The 18,291-nt window shown below is 72.3% G+C and carries 17 protein-coding genes, 3 tRNA genes and 1 pseudogene; 9 read left to right on the forward strand and 12 right to left on the reverse strand.

The features are described from left to right. The first annotated feature begins 74 nt into the window (after positions 1-74). Positions 75-338 (forward strand): DUF3073 domain-containing protein, encoded by a 264-nt coding sequence (locus tag ACWFQ8_RS08500; RefSeq protein WP_453785439.1) that lies wholly within the window; start codon positions 75-77, stop codon positions 336-338. Positions 339-421: 83 nt separating this feature from the next. Here the strand turns inward: ACWFQ8_RS08500 and purM are convergent, their stop codons facing one another. Continuing rightward, complete coding sequence (purM, locus tag ACWFQ8_RS08505; protein WP_453785440.1) at positions 422-1,492, reverse strand: phosphoribosylformylglycinamidine cyclo-ligase; 1,071 nt, start codon at positions 1,490-1,492, stop codon at positions 422-424. 110 nt (positions 1,493-1,602) lie between these two features. Then, positions 1,603-3,120 carry an amidophosphoribosyltransferase gene (gene purF / locus ACWFQ8_RS08510; RefSeq protein ID WP_384540577.1) on the reverse strand — a complete coding sequence of 506 codons (1,518 nt, stop codon included), beginning with the start codon at positions 3,118-3,120 and terminating at the stop codon, positions 1,603-1,605. A 159-nt stretch (positions 3,121-3,279) separates the two neighbouring features. Between purF and ACWFQ8_RS08515 the strand changes: the two genes are divergently transcribed. Then, complete coding sequence (locus ACWFQ8_RS08515) at positions 3,280-3,375, forward strand: putative leader peptide (protein WP_351823933.1); 96 nt, start codon at positions 3,280-3,282, stop codon at positions 3,373-3,375. A gap of 177 nt (positions 3,376-3,552) precedes the next feature. On the opposite strand, the gene ACWFQ8_RS08520 is transcribed toward ACWFQ8_RS08515, so the two are convergent. The 7 genes from ACWFQ8_RS08520 to purS form a co-directional block, all read right to left on the reverse strand. Further along, positions 3,553-4,365, reverse strand: a complete 813-nt coding sequence (locus ACWFQ8_RS08520; protein ID WP_453785441.1) for an META domain-containing protein — start codon at positions 4,363-4,365, stop codon at positions 3,553-3,555. A 52-nt stretch (positions 4,366-4,417) separates the two neighbouring features. Beyond that, positions 4,418-5,209, reverse strand: a complete 792-nt coding sequence (locus ACWFQ8_RS08525) for a sterol carrier family protein (RefSeq protein WP_453785442.1) — start codon at positions 5,207-5,209, stop codon at positions 4,418-4,420. A 106-nt stretch (positions 5,210-5,315) separates the two neighbouring features. Then, positions 5,316-6,134: a M23 family metallopeptidase gene (locus ACWFQ8_RS08530; RefSeq protein ID WP_453785443.1), complete on the reverse strand. Its 819-nt coding sequence runs from the start codon at positions 6,132-6,134 to the stop codon at positions 5,316-5,318. 8 nt (positions 6,135-6,142) lie between these two features. Then, positions 6,143-6,667 carry an ArsR/SmtB family transcription factor gene (locus tag ACWFQ8_RS08535; protein ID WP_453785444.1) on the reverse strand — a complete coding sequence of 175 codons (525 nt, stop codon included), beginning with the start codon at positions 6,665-6,667 and terminating at the stop codon, positions 6,143-6,145. 111 nt (positions 6,668-6,778) lie between these two features. Next, positions 6,779-9,028, reverse strand: coding sequence for a phosphoribosylformylglycinamidine synthase subunit PurL (gene purL / locus ACWFQ8_RS08540; RefSeq protein ID WP_453785445.1), 2,250 nt, complete (start codon positions 9,026-9,028; stop codon positions 6,779-6,781). Further along, a complete protein-coding gene (gene purQ, locus ACWFQ8_RS08545) occupies positions 9,025-9,705 on the reverse strand; it encodes a phosphoribosylformylglycinamidine synthase subunit PurQ (RefSeq protein WP_384540565.1) in 681 nt (226 codons plus the stop codon). Before purQ ends, purL begins: the two co-directional genes overlap by 4 nt. A gap of 2 nt (positions 9,706-9,707) precedes the next feature. Beyond that, positions 9,708-9,959: a phosphoribosylformylglycinamidine synthase subunit PurS gene (gene purS / locus ACWFQ8_RS08550; RefSeq protein WP_384540562.1), complete on the reverse strand. Its 252-nt coding sequence runs from the start codon at positions 9,957-9,959 to the stop codon at positions 9,708-9,710. Positions 9,960-10,303: 344 nt separating this feature from the next. On the opposite strand from purS, the gene ACWFQ8_RS08555 reads away from it, so the two are divergent. The 7 genes from ACWFQ8_RS08555 to ACWFQ8_RS08585 all read left to right on the forward strand — a co-directional run bounded on the left by ACWFQ8_RS08555 (position 10,304) and on the right by ACWFQ8_RS08585 (position 13,170). After that, positions 10,304-10,621, forward strand: a complete 318-nt coding sequence (locus ACWFQ8_RS08555) for a histone-like nucleoid-structuring protein Lsr2 (protein WP_453785446.1) — start codon at positions 10,304-10,306, stop codon at positions 10,619-10,621. Between the two features lie 87 nt (positions 10,622-10,708). Continuing rightward, positions 10,709-10,780: transfer RNA gene (locus ACWFQ8_RS08560), tRNA-Gly, on the forward strand. Positions 10,781-10,849: 69 nt separating this feature from the next. Then, positions 10,850-10,922 (forward strand) — tRNA-Gly (locus ACWFQ8_RS08565). Between the two features lie 109 nt (positions 10,923-11,031). Continuing rightward, positions 11,032-11,211, forward strand: coding sequence for a hypothetical protein (locus ACWFQ8_RS08570; protein WP_453785447.1), 180 nt, complete (start codon positions 11,032-11,034; stop codon positions 11,209-11,211). A gap of 23 nt (positions 11,212-11,234) precedes the next feature. Continuing rightward, a complete protein-coding gene (locus ACWFQ8_RS08575; protein ID WP_453785448.1) occupies positions 11,235-12,467 on the forward strand; it encodes a sensor histidine kinase in 1,233 nt (410 codons plus the stop codon). Next, complete coding sequence (locus tag ACWFQ8_RS08580) at positions 12,464-13,075, forward strand: response regulator (RefSeq protein ID WP_453785449.1); 612 nt, start codon at positions 12,464-12,466, stop codon at positions 13,073-13,075. Before ACWFQ8_RS08575 ends, ACWFQ8_RS08580 begins: the two co-directional genes overlap by 4 nt. A 22-nt stretch (positions 13,076-13,097) precedes the next feature. Then, a tRNA-Gly gene (locus tag ACWFQ8_RS08585) sits at positions 13,098-13,170 on the forward strand. Positions 13,171-13,293: 123 nt separating this feature from the next. On the opposite strand, the pseudogene ACWFQ8_RS08590 reads toward ACWFQ8_RS08585, so the two are convergent. The 3 genes and pseudogenes from ACWFQ8_RS08590 to ACWFQ8_RS08600 all read right to left on the reverse strand — a co-directional run. Beyond that, positions 13,294-14,196: pseudogene (locus ACWFQ8_RS08590) on the reverse strand (phosphoribosylaminoimidazolesuccinocarboxamide synthase); the annotation flags it as partial. 76 nt (positions 14,197-14,272) lie between these two features. After that, positions 14,273-15,769: a N,N-dimethylformamidase beta subunit family domain-containing protein gene (locus tag ACWFQ8_RS08595; RefSeq protein ID WP_453785450.1), complete on the reverse strand. Its 1,497-nt coding sequence runs from the start codon at positions 15,767-15,769 to the stop codon at positions 14,273-14,275. Positions 15,770-16,156: 387 nt separating this feature from the next. After that, positions 16,157-18,244 (reverse strand): hypothetical protein, encoded by a 2,088-nt coding sequence (locus tag ACWFQ8_RS08600; RefSeq protein WP_453785662.1) that lies wholly within the window; start codon positions 18,242-18,244, stop codon positions 16,157-16,159. Between the last annotated feature and the right edge of the window lie 47 nt (positions 18,245-18,291).

Here is an 18,291-nt window from a genome sequence, read left to right on the forward strand (position 1 = left end):
GAGAGCCCGCTCCGAACCATGAACGCGTGTCAGACTCTGGGGCCGTCGAGCCCCGTCACCGAGGGGGTCGAGCCATGGGGCGCGGCCGGGCCAAGGCCAAGCAGACAAAGGTCGCCCGCCAGCTGAAGTACAACAGCGGCGGGACTGACCTCTCGCGTCTGGCCAATGAGCTGGGCGCATCGCCGACGGAGCCGCTGCCTGTCAGCGAGCCGGTCGAGGTCGATGACGATCTGGATGACGACGACGACCCGTACGCCAAGTACGCGGATCTGTACAACAGCGATGACGACGACGAGGACGAAGAGTCCGGTCCGTCGGCTCACCGTCGCGGTGCTTGACGCCCCACAGCGTCCGCACAACAGCAGGCCAACACACTGAAACCCGGTCCGGGGCATGGCCCCCGACCGGGTTTCAGTGCTGCTCAGCTCGCGTAGGAACCGGTCAGGGTCGCGCCCTCGGTGTGGGCGCCCCGGTCGACGATCTCGCCGGCGACCCAGGCGTCGACGCCCCGGTCGGCCAGGGTCGTCAGGGCCACGTCCACCGACTGCGCGGGCACGACGGCCATCATGCCGACCCCCATGTTCAGGGTCTTCTCAAGCTCCAGCCGCTCCACCCGGCCGGCCGTGCCGACCAGGTCGAAGATCGCGCCGGGGGCCCAGGTCGAACGGTCGACCGAGGCGTGCAGGTGGTCCGGGATCACCCGGGCCAGATTGGCCGCGAGGCCGCCGCCGGTGATGTGCGAGTAGGCGTGCACCTCGGCCGTACGGGTGAGCGCCAGGCAGTCCAGGGAGTAGATCTTGGTGGGCTCCAGGAGCTCCTCGCCGAGGGTGCGCCCGAGCTCCGCGATCTCCTGCTCCAGAGCCATCCCGGCCCGGTCGAAGAGGACGTGCCGGACCAGCGAGTACCCGTTCGAGTGAAGGCCGGACGAAGCCATCGCGATGACGGCGTCACCCGTACGGATGCGATCCGCCCCGAGCAGCCGGTCGTACTCGACGACGCCGGTGCCGGCGCCCGCGACGTCGAAGTCGTCCGGGCCCAGCAGGCCGGGGTGCTCGGCGGTCTCGCCGCCGACCAGGGCGCACCCGGCGAGGACGCAGCCCTCGGCGATGCCCTTGACGATGGCGGCCACCCGGTCGGGGTGGACCTTGCCGACGCAGATGTAGTCGGTCATGAAGAGGGGCTCGGCGCCGCAGACGACGATGTCGTCCATGACCATCGCGACCAGGTCGTGGCCGATGGTGTCGTACACGCCGAGGCGGCGGGCGATGTCCACCTTGGTGCCGACGCCGTCGGTGGCGGAGGCGAGCAGCGGGCGCTCGTAGCGCTTGAGGGCGGAGGCGTCGAAGAGGCCGGCGAAGCCGCCGAGGCCGCCGAGGACCTCGGGGCGCTGCGTCTTCTTCACCCACTCCTTCATCAGCTCGACGGCGCGGTCTCCCGCTTCGATGTCCACGCCTGCGGCTGCGTAGCTGGCACCGGTGGTCTTCTCTGTCATGACAGGAGAGAGCTTTCGTGTCGTTACTGCGGTTGGTGCGGGGCCCTGGGAAAAGCTTGAAAGACAGGGCCCCGCGCAGGTTGAGCGGGTGCGGACCGACCGGGATCCGGCTACGGGCGGCGGAGCGCGTCGGCGGCGTCCGTGCCGCCGGCCAGCTCGGTCTCCAGCAGCTGCTTGCCGAGGAGCTGCGGGTCCGGGAGCTCCATCGGGTACTCGCCGTCGAAGCAGGCACGGCAGAGGTTGGGCTTCTGGATGGTGGTCGCCTCGACCATCGCGTCGAGCGAGATGTACGAGAGCGAGTCCGCGCCCAGCGACGTGGCGATCTCGTCGACCGTCATGCCGTTGGCGATCAGCTCCGCCCGGGTGGCGAAGTCGATGCCGAAGAAGCAGGGCCACTTCACCGGCGGCGAGGAGATCCGGATGTGGACCTCCGCCGCGCCGGCCTCGCGGAGCATCTTGACCAGGGCGCGCTGGGTGTTGCCGCGGACGATCGAGTCGTCGACGACCACCAGGCGCTTGCCCCTGATGACTTCCTTGAGGGGGTTGAGCTTCAGGCGGATGCCGAGCTGGCGGATCGTCTGCGAGGGCTGGATGAAGGTCCGGCCCACGTAGGCGTTCTTGACCAGGCCCGAGCCGTACGGGATACCGCTGGCCTCGGCGTAGCCGACGGCGGCGGGCGTGCCGGACTCCGGCGTCGGTATCACCAGGTCGGCGTCGACCGGGGCTTCCTTGGCCAGGCGCCGGCCCATCTCGACACGCGAGAGGTAGACGTTCCGGCCGGCGATGTCGGTGTCCGGGCGCGCCAGGTACACGTACTCGAAGACACAACCCTTGGGCTTCGCTTCCGCGAATCGAGAGGTGCGCAGACCGTTCTCGTCGATCGCGATGAGCTCGCCCGGCTCGACCTCGCGGACGAAGCTGGCGCCGCAGATGTCGAGTGCGGCGGTCTCACTGGCGACCACCCAGCCGCGCTCCAGGCGGCCGAGGACCAGCGGGCGGATGCCCTGCGGGTCACGGGCGGTGTAGAGGGTCCCCTCGTCCATGAAGACGAGCGAGAAGGCGCCCTTGACCTGAGGCAGGACCTTGGCGGCCGACTCCTCGATGGTCAGGGGCTTGCCCTCGTCGTCGGTCTGGCCGGCGAGGAGGGCGGTGACGAGGTCGGTGTCGTTGGTGGCCGCCACCTGGGTGGCACGGCCGTCCTGACGGGGGAGGTCGGCGACCATCTCGGCAAGCTCGGCGGTGTTCACCAGGTTGCCGTTGTGACCCAGGGCGATGGAGCCGTGGGCGGTCGCGCGGAAGGTGGGCTGCGCGTTCTCCCAGACGGAGGCTCCGGTGGTCGAGTAGCGGGCGTGACCGACCGCGATATGACCTTGGAGCGAGCCGAGAGAGGTTTCGTCGAAGACTTGGGAAACGAGGCCCATGTCCTTGAAGACGAGGATCTGGGAACCGTTGCTCACAGCGATTCCCGCGGACTCTTGTCCGCGGTGCTGCAGCGCATACAGTCCGAAGTAGGTGAGCTTGGCGACCTCTTCACCCGGAGCCCAGACACCGAAGACGCCGCAAGCGTCCTGGGGGCCTTTCTCACCGGGGAGCAGGTCGTGGTTGAGTCGTCCATCACCACGAGGCACGCTTCCGAGTGTAGGCGAGATCGACCACTGGTCCGAATTGGGGACCCTCCGCGAAAATCACAGTGCGGACAGTCGGGTAACCCCTGCGGAGGGTGACCGTCTCGATATCCGGAATGCCCTGGTTGACAGGGGCTGTGGCTTCGTACAGGCTTCCGCACCATGCAGCCCCTCGGTGACCGAGCCGTCACCCTCGTCGAGCGCCGACACGTGGACCTGGTCCGTGTCGCGAGCGCCATCTGTCGTAGCTGCGCGTAGTTACACGCCTCGCACGCCTTTTCCGGCTCTTCCTTTCCCTTTTCTTTTCCCCGCCCCGTGGCAGCCCGGCTGGCGGAGCTGCGGGCGGCCTGGGAGCGGACGAACGAGGGCCTGCTCCCGTACCCGAACTGACCGGCGGCCCGGGCCGGGGCGGTGGCCCGGCCCGGGCGGCGGGGGTCATTCCACGGCGGAGGCCGCCTTCGCGGTCAGGCCGGTGCCGTCGGGGGCGGTCAGCGTCAGGGTCCGGCCCTCGATCTTCCAGGCGAGCGGTCCGGCGGCGAACAGCCGGGTCAGCGTCCGCTCCACCTCGCCGGCCCCGCCCTCGCAGGCCATCCGGGTCGAGGTGAGCGGCCCGAAGCCGATCGAGGGGCCGTCGACGGTGGCCTTGCCGCTGAACCGGTTGCAGCCGAGGTTCCCGGAGGCGGTGGAGTCGGCGGCGAGGGTGAACCGCGCCCGGCCGGCCGCGTCGGCGGGTACGGAGGACACGCTCTCGCCGCTGACCAGGGAGTCGACGGTCCACTCGGTCGCGGTGAGCGGTGCGTCGGGGACGGGGAGCCGGGTGGTGAGGGCGATGGTGCTCCCGTCGGCGGTCTTCAGGGTCAGCCGGTCGGGTCCCCGGTCGAGGGCCAGCCGGCCCTGGAACAGCTGGGCGAAGGCGTTCTCGAAGTCCTGGTTCTCGCAGGCCATCGCGGTGGTCGCACCGGGGGTGACGGTCAGCGCGGACGTCCCGTCGGGGACCGCCGAGGCCGTGAAGGAGTTGCAGCCGTAGTTGCCCGTGGCCCGGCCGTCCGCGAAGTCGACGCGGGCGGCGGGGGGCGCGTGCAGGGTCCGTCCCCCGGTGGTCAGGGACTCGACGGTCCAGGACCCCGACGCGCCGGGGGCGGGGCCGCTCCCGCTCCCGGCCGGGGCGCCGCAGGCGGCGAGGGTGAGGAGGAGGGCCAGGCCCACGGGGACGTGGCCTCGGACGCGGACGTTCCGGAAGGTACGCATGCCCCTGGGACGGAGCGGCGGCCGGGGCGGTTCCGCCCGGGTCCCGGGCGGCTCAGCTCATCAGCGGGAGCAGGCCCGACAGGTCGGCCCGCTCGCCGCCGGCCCGCACCCGGGCCGCGTCGAGGGCCTCCGCCCAGGTCGTCCGGCCGGTCGCGAGCCGGATCCAGGTCAGCGGGTCGGTCTCCACGACGTTGGGCGGGGTGCCCCGGGTGTGGCGGGGGCCCTCGATGCACTGGACGACCGCGAAGGGCGGCACCCGTACCTCGACGGACCCGCCGGGGGCCTTGAGCGCGAGGGAGTCGGCGAGCAGCCGGGTGCAGGCGGCGAGCGCCTGCCGGTCGACGGGGACGTCGAGGCCGGTGACCCGGTTCAGGTCGTCGGTGTGGACCACCAGTTCCACGGTGCGGGTGACCAGGAAGTCGGCCAGGGTCATGGGGCCGATCCACAGGTCCAGGACGCGCCCGCCCGGGTGCGCCGCGAGCGCCGCGGCCAGCCGGGCGCCCGCCCGGTCGTAGAGCTCGGGCAGCGGGGCGCCGCCCAGGGTCTCCCGGGCGGCGTCGGCGATCTTCCCTGCGAGCGCCGCGGTGGCGAAGGGCCATTGGGCCGGGGTCAGTTCGGCGGCTGCCGCCGGGGGCCGCTCCAGGCCGCCGGCCAGCGAGTCCGCGATCCAGGCGACGTGCGCGGCGAGGTCGGCCACGCTCCACTCCCCGAGGCCGCTCGGCCGCGCCAGCTGCTCCGGGGTCAACTCGCGTACGGCGTCCGCGACATGTCCGAACTGGGCGGTGACCGCGGCGCGGATCTTCGCCTGGTCGTACGTGCGCGGGTTCTTCCTGGTGGGCGGCATGCCCCGACCCTACTCGCGGCCCCGCGCCGGGCGCGGCCGTCGGACCCGCGCCGACCGCCGCCGTCGCCCCGCGCCGACCGCCGCCGCCGTAGGCCCGTACGCCGGCTCAGACCTTCACGTCCGCCTCGAACACCTCACCGCCGCGCGGGACGCCCACGCCGCGCCAGGTGAACGGCAGCCCCCGGGCGGTGTCCGGGTCGGGGCCGTCCATGAGCTGGAAGTGCAGGTGCGGCTCGGTGGAGTTCCCGGAGTTGCCGCACCGCCCCAGGAGCGTGCCCGCCGTGACGCGGTCGCCCGGCCGGACCGCCGCGGAGCCCCGGCGCAGATGGGCGTAGGCCGCGTACCGGCCCTCCCCGAGGTCAAGGACCACGTGGTTGCCCAGGACGCAGCCGGCCCCGGCCAGGTCACGGAAGCCGCCCGCGATCAGCATCTGGTAGAGCGCGGCCGGCCAGGAGTTGCGGCTCGCGTGGTCGCGCCAGCGGTCGCTCACCCGGACCACGGTCGCGTCGGCGACGGCGTACACGGGGGCGCCGAAGGCCGGGAAGTCGGAGCTCGGGCGGACCAGCGGCCAGAACGCGGCGAACGCGGGGCGTTCGCGGCCGGAGCCGGGCGCCGGCTGGGCCGCGAGGTCGATCGCGCAGGCCTGGCCGAGGCGGTGCGTGCCGTGGCTGGGGACCTTGTCGGCCGGACTGTTGCGGACCGTCCAGAGACCGCGCACCGGCGGCTCGACCTCGATCGGCGGCTCGCCGGTGCGGGGGCGCCGGGCGGCCATGACACCGGCGGCGATGTGGAACAGCGCGCCGGCCCCTGCGCACAGCAGGAACCACGCCGTGCCGAAGGGCAGTCCGACCGCGAGGTCGACGCCGATCAGGACGAACGCGAGGATCACGAGCAGCCGGTAGAGCACGTGCAGCGACTTGAGCATGATCCACCTCATGGGGTAGCGGCCGACAGCAGGACCAGGAGCGGGACCACGCGCCCGCCGGGGACCTCGTGACGGCCCCGGCCGGTGGTGTGCAGCCAGCCGGCCGCGGCCAGGTGCCGCAGGTGGTGGTAGACCTGCCCGCTGGTGCCGACCCCGTCGAGCCCGGTCAGCTCGGCGGCGGTCCGCCGGCCGGCGAGGATCTCGCGCAGCAGCCGCAGCCGTACGGGATGGCCGAGGGCGGCCAGTGAATCGGCGACGCGCCCGCCGTCCGCCCCCGGGTCGAGCAGGTCCTCGGTGACGGCGCCCTGCTGCCACTCGTACCGCTCCCCGGTGGGCAGGGCGACGGCGCCCGTGAACAGGACCCCGCCCTGGTCCGCACCGAGGCCGGGCAGCCGTGACTTCCAGCCCTCCAGGGCCCAGAAGTCGCCTTCGACGACCTCGGTCCCTGCTGCGGGCGGGCCGGCGCCGGCGCCGGCCGCCTCCAGGGCGGCCAGTCGGCGTTCCAGCTCCGCGACACGTTCCTCCAACTCCATGCCACGAAGTTACGTCATTACGTAATCCCGCACAAGCAGGCGTACGGGAACGTCCGAGCCCCCGACCGGAAGACCGGTCGGGGGCTCGGACTGCGGGAGCGGAACGGACGATCAGGCCAGCAGCGCCGGGATCGTCGCCTCGTGGGCCTCGCGGAGCTCGGCCAGCGGGAGGGTGAACTCGCCCTGGATCTCGATCTCCTCGCCGTCCACCACACCGATGCGGGCGGCCGGCAGGCCCCGCGCACCGCACATGTCGGTGAAGCGGAGCTCCTCACTGCGCGGGACGGCCACGACGGCGCGGCCCGCGGACTCGGAGAACAGGAACGTGAAGGCGTCCAGGCCCTCCGGCACCACGATCCGCGCACCGTTGCCGCCGCGCAGACACGACTCGGTCAGCGCCTGGATCACGCCGCCGTCGGACAGGTCGTGCGCGGCGTCGATCATGCCGTCGCGCGACGCGGAGATCAGGATCTCGCCGAGCAGCTTCTCGCGGCCCAGGTCCACCTTCGGCGGCAGCCCGCCGAGGTGGTCGTGGACGACCTGCGACCAGGCGGAGCCGCCGAACTCCTCGGCCGTGTCGCCCAGCAGGTACAGCAGCTGGCCGGCCTCCGCGAAGGCCATCGGCGTACGGCGGTTGACGTCGTCGATCACACCGAGGACCGCCACGACCGGGGTCGGGTGGATCGCGATGTCGCCGGTCTGGTTGTAGAGCGAGACGTTCCCGCCCGTGACCGGGGTGCCCAGCTCGAAGCAGCCGTCGGCGAGACCGCGGGTGGCCTCGGCGAACTGCCACATGACGTCCGGGTCCTCGGGCGAACCGAAGTTCAGGCAGTCGGAGATGGCCAGCGGCTTGGCACCGGTCGCGGCGACGTTGCGGTACGCCTCCGCCAGCGCCAGCTGCGCGCCCGCGTACGGGTCGAGCTTGGCGAAGCGGCCGTTGCCGTCGGTGGCCATGGCCACGCCGAGGTTGGACTCCTCGTCGATGCGGACCATGCCCGCGTCCTCGGGCTGCGACAGCACCGTGTTGCCCTGTACGAAGCGGTCGTACTGGTCGGTGACCCAGGACTTCGACGCCTGGTTCGGCGACGAGACCAGGGCCAGGACCTGCGCGCGCAGCTCCTCGGAGGTCTGCGGGCGGGGCAGCTTGCCGGCGTCGTCGGCCTGCAGCGCGTCCTGCCAGGAGGGGCGCGCGTACGGGCGGTTGTAGACGGGGCCCTCGTGGGCGACGGTGCCCGGGGGCACGTCCACGATCTGCTCGCCGTGCCAGAAGATCTCCAGGCGCTCGCCGTCGGTCACCTCACCGATGACGGTGGCGATGACGTCCCACTTCTCGCAGATCTCCATGAAGCGCTCGACGTACTGCGGCTCCACGATCGCGCACATGCGCTCCTGCGACTCGCTCATGAGGATCTCCTCGGGCGAGAGCGTCGCGTCACGCAGCGGAACGGTGTCCAGCTCGACGCGCATGCCGCCGGAACCGGCCGAGGCCAGCTCGCTCGTGGCGCAGGAGAGCCCGGCGCCGCCGAGGTCCTGGATGCCCGCGACCAGCTTCTCCTTGAAGATCTCCAGGGTGCACTCGATGAGGAGCTTCTCCTGGAAGGGGTCGCCGACCTGGACGGCGGGGCGCTTGGTGGGCTTCGTGTCGTCGAAGGTCTCGGACGCGAGGACCGAGACGCCGCCGATGCCGTCGCCGCCCGTGCGGGCGCCGTAGAGGATCACCTTGTTGCCGGGGCCCGAGGCCTTGGCGAGGTGGATGTCCTCGTGCTTCATGACACCGATGCAGCCGGCGTTCACGAGGGGGTTGCCCTGGTAGCAGGCGTCGAAGACGACCTCGCCGCCGATGTTGGGCAGGCCCAGGCAGTTGCCGTAGCCGCCGATGCCCGCGACCACGCCCGGCAGCACGCGCCGCGTGTCGGGGTGGTCGGCCGCGCCGAAGCGCAGCGGGTCGACGACCGCGACCGGACGGGCACCCATGGCGAGGATGTCGCGCACGATGCCGCCGATGCCGGTGGCCGCGCCCTGGTAGGGCTCGATGTACGAGGGGTGGTTGTGCGACTCGACCTTGAAGGTCACCGCGTAGCCCTGGCCGACGTCGACGACACCGGCGTTCTCGCCGATGCCGACGAGCATGGCGTCGTTCGGGGGGACCTTCTCGCCGAACTGCCGCAGGTGGACCTTGCTGCTCTTGTACGAGCAGTGCTCGGACCACATGACCGAGTACATGGCGAGCTCGGCGCCGGTGGGACGGCGGCCCAGGATCTCCCGGATGCGCGCGTACTCGTCCTCCTTGAGGCCGAGTTCCCTCCAGGGCTGCGAGGCGTCGGGGGTTTCGGTGGCGTTCTTGACGGTGTCGAGGCTCATGCGCTGACCAGCTTCTTCAGGACCGACGTGAAGAACGGGAGGCCGTCGGTGCGGCCCGTCCCGACCAGCGGCTCGACCGCGTGCTCGGGGTGGGGCATGAGCCCGACGACGTTGCCCGCGGCGTTGGTGATGCCGGCGATGTCGCGCAGCGAACCGTTGGGGTTCACGTCCACGTACCGGAAGGCCACTCGGCCTTCGGCCTCCAGTTCGTCGAGCGTGCGCTCGTCGGCGGTGTAGCGGCCGTCCATGTTCTTGAGCGGTACGGAGATCTCCTGGCCGGCGGTGTAGTCGCCGGTCCACGCGCTCTCCGCGTTCTCCACCCGCAGCTTCTGGTCGCGGCAGATGAAGTGCAGGTGGTTGTTGCGGAGCATCGCCCCCGGCAGCAGGTGGGCCTCGGTGAGGACCTGGAAGCCGTTGCAGATGCCGAGGACGGGCATGCCGCCCTTGGCCTGCTCGATGACGGTCTCCATCACCGGCGAGAACCGGGAGATGGCCCCGGCGCGCAGGTAGTCCCCGTAGGAGAAGCCGCCCGCCAGGACGACCGCGTCGACCTGGTGCAGGTCCTTGTCGCGGTGCCACAGCGAGACCGGCTCGGCCCCCGCGAGGCGGACGGCGCGCAGCGAGTCACGGTCGTCGAGCGTCCCGGGGAAGGTGACGACTCCGATGCGAGTGGTCACCGTCAGGCCTCGACCTTCACGGTGAAGTCTTCGATGACGGTGTTGGCGAGGAAGGTCTCGGCCATCTTGTGGATGCTGTCGAGGGCGGCCTGGTCGACCGGTCCCTCCACTTCCAGTTCGAAACGCTTCCCCTGGCGGACGTCGGCGATGCCCTCGAAGCCCAGGCGCGGCAGTGCACGCTGCACCGCCTGGCCCTGAGGGTCGAGGATCTCCGGCTTGAGCATGACGTCGACTACGACGCGTGCCACTGGCACTCCCGTGTGGTGGTTGGTGCGAAGGCGGTTCCCTCAGCGTACCCGGCGAAAATTTCTACGCGGGTAGATATCCTTCGGACATGATCGCCGCCCCGTTTCGGCTTCACCAACGCTTCGCAAAATCCGCCGGAAAATCACTCATCCGGCATTGCGGGGAGACACGCGGAGATAATTAACTGGGCTTCGCAATGCATTGGGAATCGGGGTACAAAGGAATCACCCGAAGCCGGTGGCATTTTTCGCTCCGCAACGGGGGCAGAAAGATGCATTGCTCCGAAACATCCACACAGGCGACATCACCCCACGTCAGCAGGGGCCGATGACGCACGAAGGGACCGATATCCGTGGCGCAGCGCGTAGTAGTCACGCTCTCCGACGACATCGATGGCGGAGAAGCGGCGGAGACGGTCGTGTTCGCTCTGGACGGTAAGTCGTACGAGATCGACCTCAATGTCGCCAACGCAAAGAAACTGCGGAAGGGACTGGCCCCCTTCGTGGCCGCCGGGCGCCGCAAGTCGCGCTCCGGCAAGGTCTTCAAGCACACGTCCATCGCCCCCGACCCCGCGGTCGTCCGGGCCTGGGCCCGTTCCAACCAGTTCGAGGTGCCGCCGCGGGGCCGCATCCCCAAGAAGATCTACGAGGCCTACAACGCCGCTCACTGAGAGCCGATTTGCCATCCACCCCCATGGTTCCGCTAGTGTGTGGATCACGCCGAGGGGCGAGGCCGCAGGCCGAAGCCCTGACGTCGTGCGGGTGTAGTTCAGTAGCAGAACATCCTCCTTCCAGGAGGAAGGCGCAGTGTGCGATCCCTGTCACCCGCTCCGCATCACCTTCCCGGCCACTCCTGTGGATCGGGTAGAGTGATGAGCGCATTGCCGAGCGCAGTGCATGCGGACGTAGCTCAGTTGGTAGAGCACCACCTTGCCAAGGTGGATGTCGCGAGTTCGAGTCTCGTCGTCCGCTCTGCAGTGAAGAAGGCCCCGGTCCTTGCGACCGGGGCCTTCTTCGTGTTCCCCCCGCGTCCGCCGCGCGGTCGACGGGCGAGGACTCCTGACACATGTCATGGGGGACCGTGACAGCACGCACTGCCGGGCCGGCCGGACCGCCGCGAGGCTGGATCCAGGACAGCCCCGTGCGCGGCGCCGCCGTGGAGGGCGGGACCCTGCTGGTGCGCGCACTCGGCGCGCCGGCCTGGATCATGATCACGGCGTGTGCTGTCCAGCGGTCGTTCCGCCGGGAACCGCGCCGCTGAGCGAGAGGGACGGGGGCAGGGCGGTGTCGAGACTGACCGGCTGGTGGAGGAACCGCAGCAGCGCGGGAAAGATCGAGCTGTACACGCGCTGGTCGTTCCACCTGTTCGTGGCGCTGGAGGCCCTCGCGGTGCTGTTCGGGGTGGTTCCGGCGAGGGTCGGCGCGGCGGTGGCGACGGCCCTGGCGCCGCTCCTGCTGGCGCTGCTCGCACTGACCGGAGTGCTGTACTCCCGGGCGTTTGACTGGGTGGCCGGGCGCCGGCGGCAGCCCGTGCGGCTGATGGTGGCGCTGCCGGTACTGACGGCCGCGTGCTGCCTGCTCGTCCTCTTCCTGCATTCGGCGGGGGTCGTGGAGGACCCCGGGTTCGGCCCCGGTGTCGTGGTGAACACGGTGGCCTTCGGCTGCGGAGCGGTGGCGCTGGCCCTGGAGCGGGTCCGGCACATGGTGCTCCTCCCGCCCGCCGCGACGGCCCTCGCGGTCGCCGCGGTCCTGGTGACGGGAGGCACCGCCTTCGAGGCGGGAGGCTATACCGTCGGTGTCCTGGTGGCCTCCTCCTTCCTCACCCTGACCTGCGGTTTCTCCTCCTGGCTGCTGAAGACCGTGTACGAGCTCGACCGGGCCCGCGAAGTACAGGCACAGCTGGCCGTCGCCGAGGAGCGGCTACGGTTCGGCCGCGACCTGCACGACGTGATGGGCCGCAACCTCGCGGTGATCGCTCTCAAGAGCGAACTCGCCGTCCAGTTGGCCCGGCGCGAACGGCCCGAGGCGGTGGAGCAGATGATCGAGGTCCAGCGGATCGCGCGGGAGTCCCAGCGGGAGGTCCGCGACGTCGTGCGCGGCTACCGGGAGGCGGACCTCGCGGTGGAACTGGCGGGCGCCCGCGGCGTGCTGAGCGCGGCCGGAATGGACTGCCGGGTCGAGTTCGAGGCGCCGGCGCGTCCGCTGCCGTCCGAGGTCCAGTCGGCGCTCGGCTGGGTGGTGCGCGAGGCCACCACCAACGTCCTGCGGCACGGGGACGCGCAGACATGCCTGATCCGGCTGACCGCGCCGGAGACCGGTGACGTGACGCTGGTGGTGGAGAACGACGGGGTGCCCGCGACACCCGCGGGACCGCCCGGCTCGGGGCTGGTGGGGCTGCGCGAGCGGCTCGCGGCCCTGGACGGGACCCTGCGGGCAGGACCGGTGGACGGCGGCCGGTTCCGGCTGCGCGCCGACATACCGGGCGCACAACTGCGACGACTGGAGGTGCGGGCGTGAGCCCCGTACGCGTACTGCTCGCCGATGACGAGCACCTGATCCGCGGTGCGCTGGCCGCACTGCTCGGCCTGGAGGACGACCTGCTGGTGGTCGCCGAGGCCGCCTCGGGGCCGGAGGCCCTGGCCATGGCGCGGGCGCACCGGCCGGACGTGGCGGTACTGGACCTGCAAATGCCGGGGGCCGACGGTGTGAGCGTCGCCACATCGCTGCGGGCCGAACTCCCCGGCTGCCGGATAATGATCGTGACGAGCCACGGCCGCCCCGGGCACCTGAAGCGGGCCCTGGCCGCGGGGGTGCGGGCCTTCGCACCCAAGACTGTCTCCGCGCAGCGGCTGGCCGAGCTGATCCGGACCGTGCACGCCGGAGGACGTTACGTCGACCCGGAGTTGGCGGCCGACGCGATCAGCGCGGGGGACTCGCCGCTGACGGCCCGTGAGGCGGAGGTGCTGGAACTCGCTGCGGACGGCGCCCCGGTCGCGGAGATCGCGGAGCGGGCCTCGCTGTCGCAGGGCACGGTACGGAACTACCTCTCCTCGGCGGCGACGAAGCTGGGGGCCGAGAACCGCCACACGGCAGTGCGTCTCGCACGGCAGCGGGGTTGGGTATAGTAGGTCTCGCGTTACGGCGCATGCGGACATAGCTCAGTTGGTAGAGCACCACCTTGCCAAGGTGGATGTCGCGCGTTCGAGTCGCGTTGTCCGCTCCGTATGAAGAAGGCCCCGGTCCTTGCGACCGGGGCCTTCTTCGTGTCTCAGGCCTCCGTGGCGCCGGTGCCGGGGGCGCTGGTGCCGGGGGCGCCGGTGCCGTCGGCGATGCCGGTCGTCGCCGTCCAGGTCTGGCCGGTGAGCCGCTCGTACGCCTCGACGTACTTGGCGCGGGTCTGCTCGACGACCTCGCGCGGCAGCGCGGGCGGCGGGAGTTCGCCCTTGCGGTCCCAGCCGGAGGCCGGGGAGGTCAGCCAGTCGCGGACGAACTGCTTGTCGAAGGACGGCTGCGCGCGGCCCGGCTCCCACTGGTCGGCCGGCCAGAAGCGGGAGGAGTCCGGGGTCAGGACCTCGTCGGCGGCGATCAGGACACCGCTCTCGGGGTCGAAGCCGAACTCGAACTTGGTGTCCGCGAGGATCAGTCCGCGCTCGCGGGCGATGTCGCGGGCCCGCGCGTAGACGGCCAGGGTGGTCTGGCGCAGCAGCGCCGCCGTCTCGGCGCCGGCGGTGCGGGCGACCTCCTCGTAGGAGACGTTCTCGTCGTGCTCGCCGACCTCCGCCTTGGCGGCCGGGGTGAAGATCGGGGCGGGCAGCTCGGAGCCGTCCACGAGCCCCTCGGGGAGGGCCAGTCCGCAGACGGTACGGGTGAGCTCGTACTCGGCGAGGCCGGAACCGGTGAGGTAGCCGCGGGCCACGCACTCCACCGGGACCATGTCGAGGTTGCGGCAGACCAGCGTGCGGCCCGCCCAGTCGGCGGGGGCGCCGGCGGGCAGGTCGGTGGAGAGGACGTGGTTCGGGACCAGGTCCGCGAGCTGGTCGAACCACCAGAGGGACAGCTGCGTCAGGACGCGGCCCTTGTCCGGGATCTCGGTGGGGAGCACCCAGTCGTAGGCGGAGATCCGGTCGCTGGCGACCATGACCAGATTGCCGTCCTGGTCCCGGTAGAGCTCGCGCACCTTGCCGGTGTGGAGGTGGACGAGGCCCGGCACCTGGACCGGCTCGGGCTTTTCTACGAATCCGGACACGGTCTCTCCCTGTGGTTCCGACTGAGCGCACTCCGATTCTCGCGCACCGCCGGACCCGCTCGTGGCCAGGGGTGCGTCAGTCGCGCTTGCAGATCCGGTCGAGGAGATTGGCGGTGGCCCGCTGGACCCGCTCGTCGACGTGGCCGGGGCGGTCGAGGGCGGGGGACCAGGCGAAGGTGCCGGAGGCGAACACGAGGGCGCCGCTGGGGGCCCGGTAGAGGGAGGTCTCCTGGTGCCGGCGGTGGCCCTCGCTGTCGGCGTACGGGCTGTGCGCGAGCAGGATGCGGTCCTGGTGCTCGGGCAGCTGGGTGCGGGGGAAGTACCGGTCGGCCTCGCCCGCGACCAGGCCGGGGAGTTCGTCGTTCTCGCCGGCGCCGGTGGAGTCCCACAACCAGTGCGTGGCATTGCGCACGATCAGGGGAGCCGGTTCGGGGACCCGTCCCGCGTACTGGATGCCGAGCAGCTGCTGCTCGGGGCGGTCGACCTCGCGCCACAGGCTGGGGCGGCCCGGACCGCGGCGTTTTCGGCAGGTCAAGAGCCGGTCGTCGGTCCCGGAGGGCGACGGGGAGAGTTCGACCTGCCAGTACATGGTGTTGGCGGAGAGGAAGACGAGCGAGGTGCCGTGGCCGCGGGCGCGCTCGACGGTGCGGCGCATGGGGGCCGACCAGTACTCGTCGTGGCCGGGGAAGACCAGGCCCCGGTAGCGGGTGGGGTCGACGCGGCCGGCGTGCAGGTCGCGGGTGTCGGCGTAGGCGAGGTCGTAGCCGTAGCGCTCGGCCCAGCGGATGAAGTCGTAGGCGTGGCCGACGTGCAGGGGCAGGCCGGCGCCGGCGTAGGGGCGGTCGAAGGAGACGGTGATGGCCGCGTCCTGCTCGCCGAGCAGCCGGCCCTGCTCGTCCCACGCGTGGTAGAGGCTGGCGCCGGTGCGGCCGTCCTCGGGGTAGAGGTTGTAGGCCTGCCAGGTGAGGTCGGGGAGCAGGAGCAGGAGGTCGGCGGGGTGGTCGTCGCGGACCGTGAAGGGGATGTGGGAGCGGTAGCCGTCGGCGGTGGTGAGGACGGCCACGTACGCGCCGACGCTCCAGTACGACGGGACCTGGAGGCGCCAGGACATCCACCAGTGGTGGCAGGAGACGGTGCGGTCGGCGGTGAGGGGGGGCGGCTGGACGATGCCGGACAGGCGGGGGCTGGTGGTGATCTTGGAGGCTCCGTCGCCGCCGTAGTGGCCGATCCGGTAGACGTCGACGGAGAACTGCTGGGGCGGGTCGACGGTGATGTGGAAGTCGATGGCCTCGCCGGGGGTGACGGCGCCGGTGGAGGTGAAGCCCTTGATCTGGCGGTGCACGTCGTCGGCGGTACGGGGGCCGCCGTTGCCCCCGTCGGTCCGGGCGCGGGGGATCCGGTCGGAGCCCGCCGCCGCGGCCGCCGGATCCACGTACCAGGGGACGACCTGGCCGGTGTCGTCGAAGTAGAGCTCGCTGCCCCGGAACCAGGGCAGGGGGCCCTGCCCGAACGGGTCGGTCACCGCGTGCGCGAGCGCCCCTGACTCCCAACGCCGGATCTGGTCCGCACCCATGACGGCTCCCCTCCCTCGCTCCCCCGAACGGACAATTCCGCGCCGGTGCACTCTCCCGGCCACCGGACCGCGACCGGTCCCAGCACATCACATAACGCACGCAGTCCGTCACCGTTCGTCGCGAATTGACGTGACCGGAACATCCCCACCCCCTCCCCCGCACGAACCCCACCCCTCCGGAGGCCGGGGGGACGGAGGCCCGGAGGGCCGGGGCCCGGAAGGGCCGGGGCCCGGAAGGGCCGGGGCCCGGAGCTGAGCCCACCGGCACGGTGTGCCCCGGGCAGGGCGCCCGGCGGGCGGAGGCGCGGGAGCAGGAGAGCCCGGGCCGGCGAGGAGTCCGCCGCCCTGACTCGCCGCATGGCCCGGTACGGGCCGGGGCCGGGCGGGTCAGGCCAGCCGGACCGGCTTTTCCGGGCGGACGCCGATTTCCGCGAGCCAGTCCCGCAGCGGCGCGGGGTCGCCGTCCTCCACCAGGCACAGCACGTGCGACGCCAGGTCCGAGCGACGCTCGCCCCCGACCAGGAGGACCGGCCCGTCGAGCCAGTCCAGGCCCGGGGCGGCGCCGGCCGAGTCCACGGCCGCGCAGCACACCATCGCCGTCACGTGATCGGCCAGCAGGTCCCGCCCGCTGCGCGGCGGCTGGAGCGGGAACAGGGGCACGGCGTCCGCGCCGCGCGCCTTTCCGGCCCCGGCGGCCGTGCCACCGGCCCGCTCCTCGCGGGCCACGTCGCCGCTGAGTCGTCCGGCGAGCGACTCGCCGGCCGTACCGGTGCCGGAGGGATCGGTGAGGTAGCCCAGCACCCGCTCCAGCGTCGGCCCTGCGAAGCCGTCCGAGCCGTGCGCCTCCCCAGCCGGGTCCCGTCCTGCCTTTTCGACGTCGTACCCCGGCGCCCGGGCCGCTCCGCTGCCCGCCGGACCGGCGGAGCCCGCCGGGTCCCGCTGTGCGGCGCGGCCGGCGAGCGCCGCCGCCCCCAGCCCGCCCACCGCGGCCTGCGCACCCCTGGCCGCGGATCCGGAGACCGCCGACCCGGCCATCCGGCCGCTCGTGCCCGGCCCGGCAGACCCCGCCGACCCGGCCATCGGGCCGCTCGTTCCTGTCGTACCCGTAGCGGCCCCTGAGCCGACCAGGGCTGCCGTAGCCGGCGAGGCGGCCGTGGTCGACGGAGCGACCGAAGTCGTCGCGGCCGTCGCGCCGCCCGAGGCCGTCGCCGCCGGTGCGGCACGATCCGGCAGGACGGCCGAGGCGGCCGTGGCCGCGGGGGCCACAAGGCCTTCACGCGGCGGTGTCGAGGGTGTCCTCGTCGGGGAACCCGGGGAATCCGGGGAATCCGGGGAGACGGCGAGGGCGTCCAGGGCGGCCTGGAGGCGGGCCGCCTCCGTACGCCACTTGCGGTCCACGACCTCCTCCGGGTACGCGTCCCAGTCCACCGGCGACCAGTCCGGTCCGGTCTCGGCCGGACCGCCGTGGAACAGCCGCGCCGCCAACAGCGAGGCGGCCTCGTCGATCGCACCCGGCCGCTCCAGCAGGTCGCACGCGGGGCGCTCGCCGAGCCTCGGCGTGAACCCCTCGGCCAACCGGTCGCGCCGGGACAGCTCGGTCAGCGCGGACACCACCCCGGCATCGAGGCGGGCCGGCCAGCGGCCCATCCGCCAGGCGGGCAGCGCGACCCGGGTCAGCAGCCGGTCCCAGCCCGCGTACGCGAGCCCGACCTGCTCCTGGGCGACGATGCGCAGCCCGTAGTCCACACCCTGTGCACGGTCCGAGGCGGCCGCGGCCACCCCTCGCTCCATCTCGGCGGCGTCCACCCGGCACAGCCGCAGCAGCAGCCGCGCCGTCCCGGCGATCCAGCCCAGGCCGCGGCGTCCGCCCACGTCCACGGCGGCGTCCAGGCCACGTACGAAGCCGCGCGCGTCGGCTATGTCCGGATGGGCGGAAGGGCCCGTACCGGCGACGACCGGCGCGAGGACCGCCCGCAGCTCCGCCACCCGCATCCACCACAGGAACGGCGATCCGATCACCAGCACGGGAGCGGCTCCCGGCTCGGACTCCGGGCCGGTGGATATCGCGGCTCGCCGGTGGGCCGTGTGCGTGCGGTCCTCCAGCCAGCTGTCGCAGTCCGGCGTGAGGGCTATCGCGGACGGCGCGGGCACGTCCATGCGGTCGGCCAGGTCCCGCACCAGGCGGTAGAGATCGGGAGCGGCGGCCTCCGACAGCGGCACCGTCGGTGTCACGGCGGGGCTCGCCCGCAGCACCACGGCGGCGAAGACCCCGCCGACGAGCAGCACGAGCGCGGCGACCGCGCAGACCACGAGCGTCACCGTGGGCCAGGGGTCACCGGCCAACCGGTCCGTCGCCCGGGCGGCCACCAGCACCACCGCGAGGGCGGCGGGCAGCAGTGCGACGGCCAAGGCCCTGCTGCGCACGCGCAGCACGGCCAAGGCGCGGGAACGTGCGGACGGCACGCCCACTTCCATGATCGAACCGGTTCCGGACACGGCCGGACCTCACCCCCTCTGCCCTG

This window comes from Streptomyces sp. NPDC055254, from assembly GCF_053606025.1.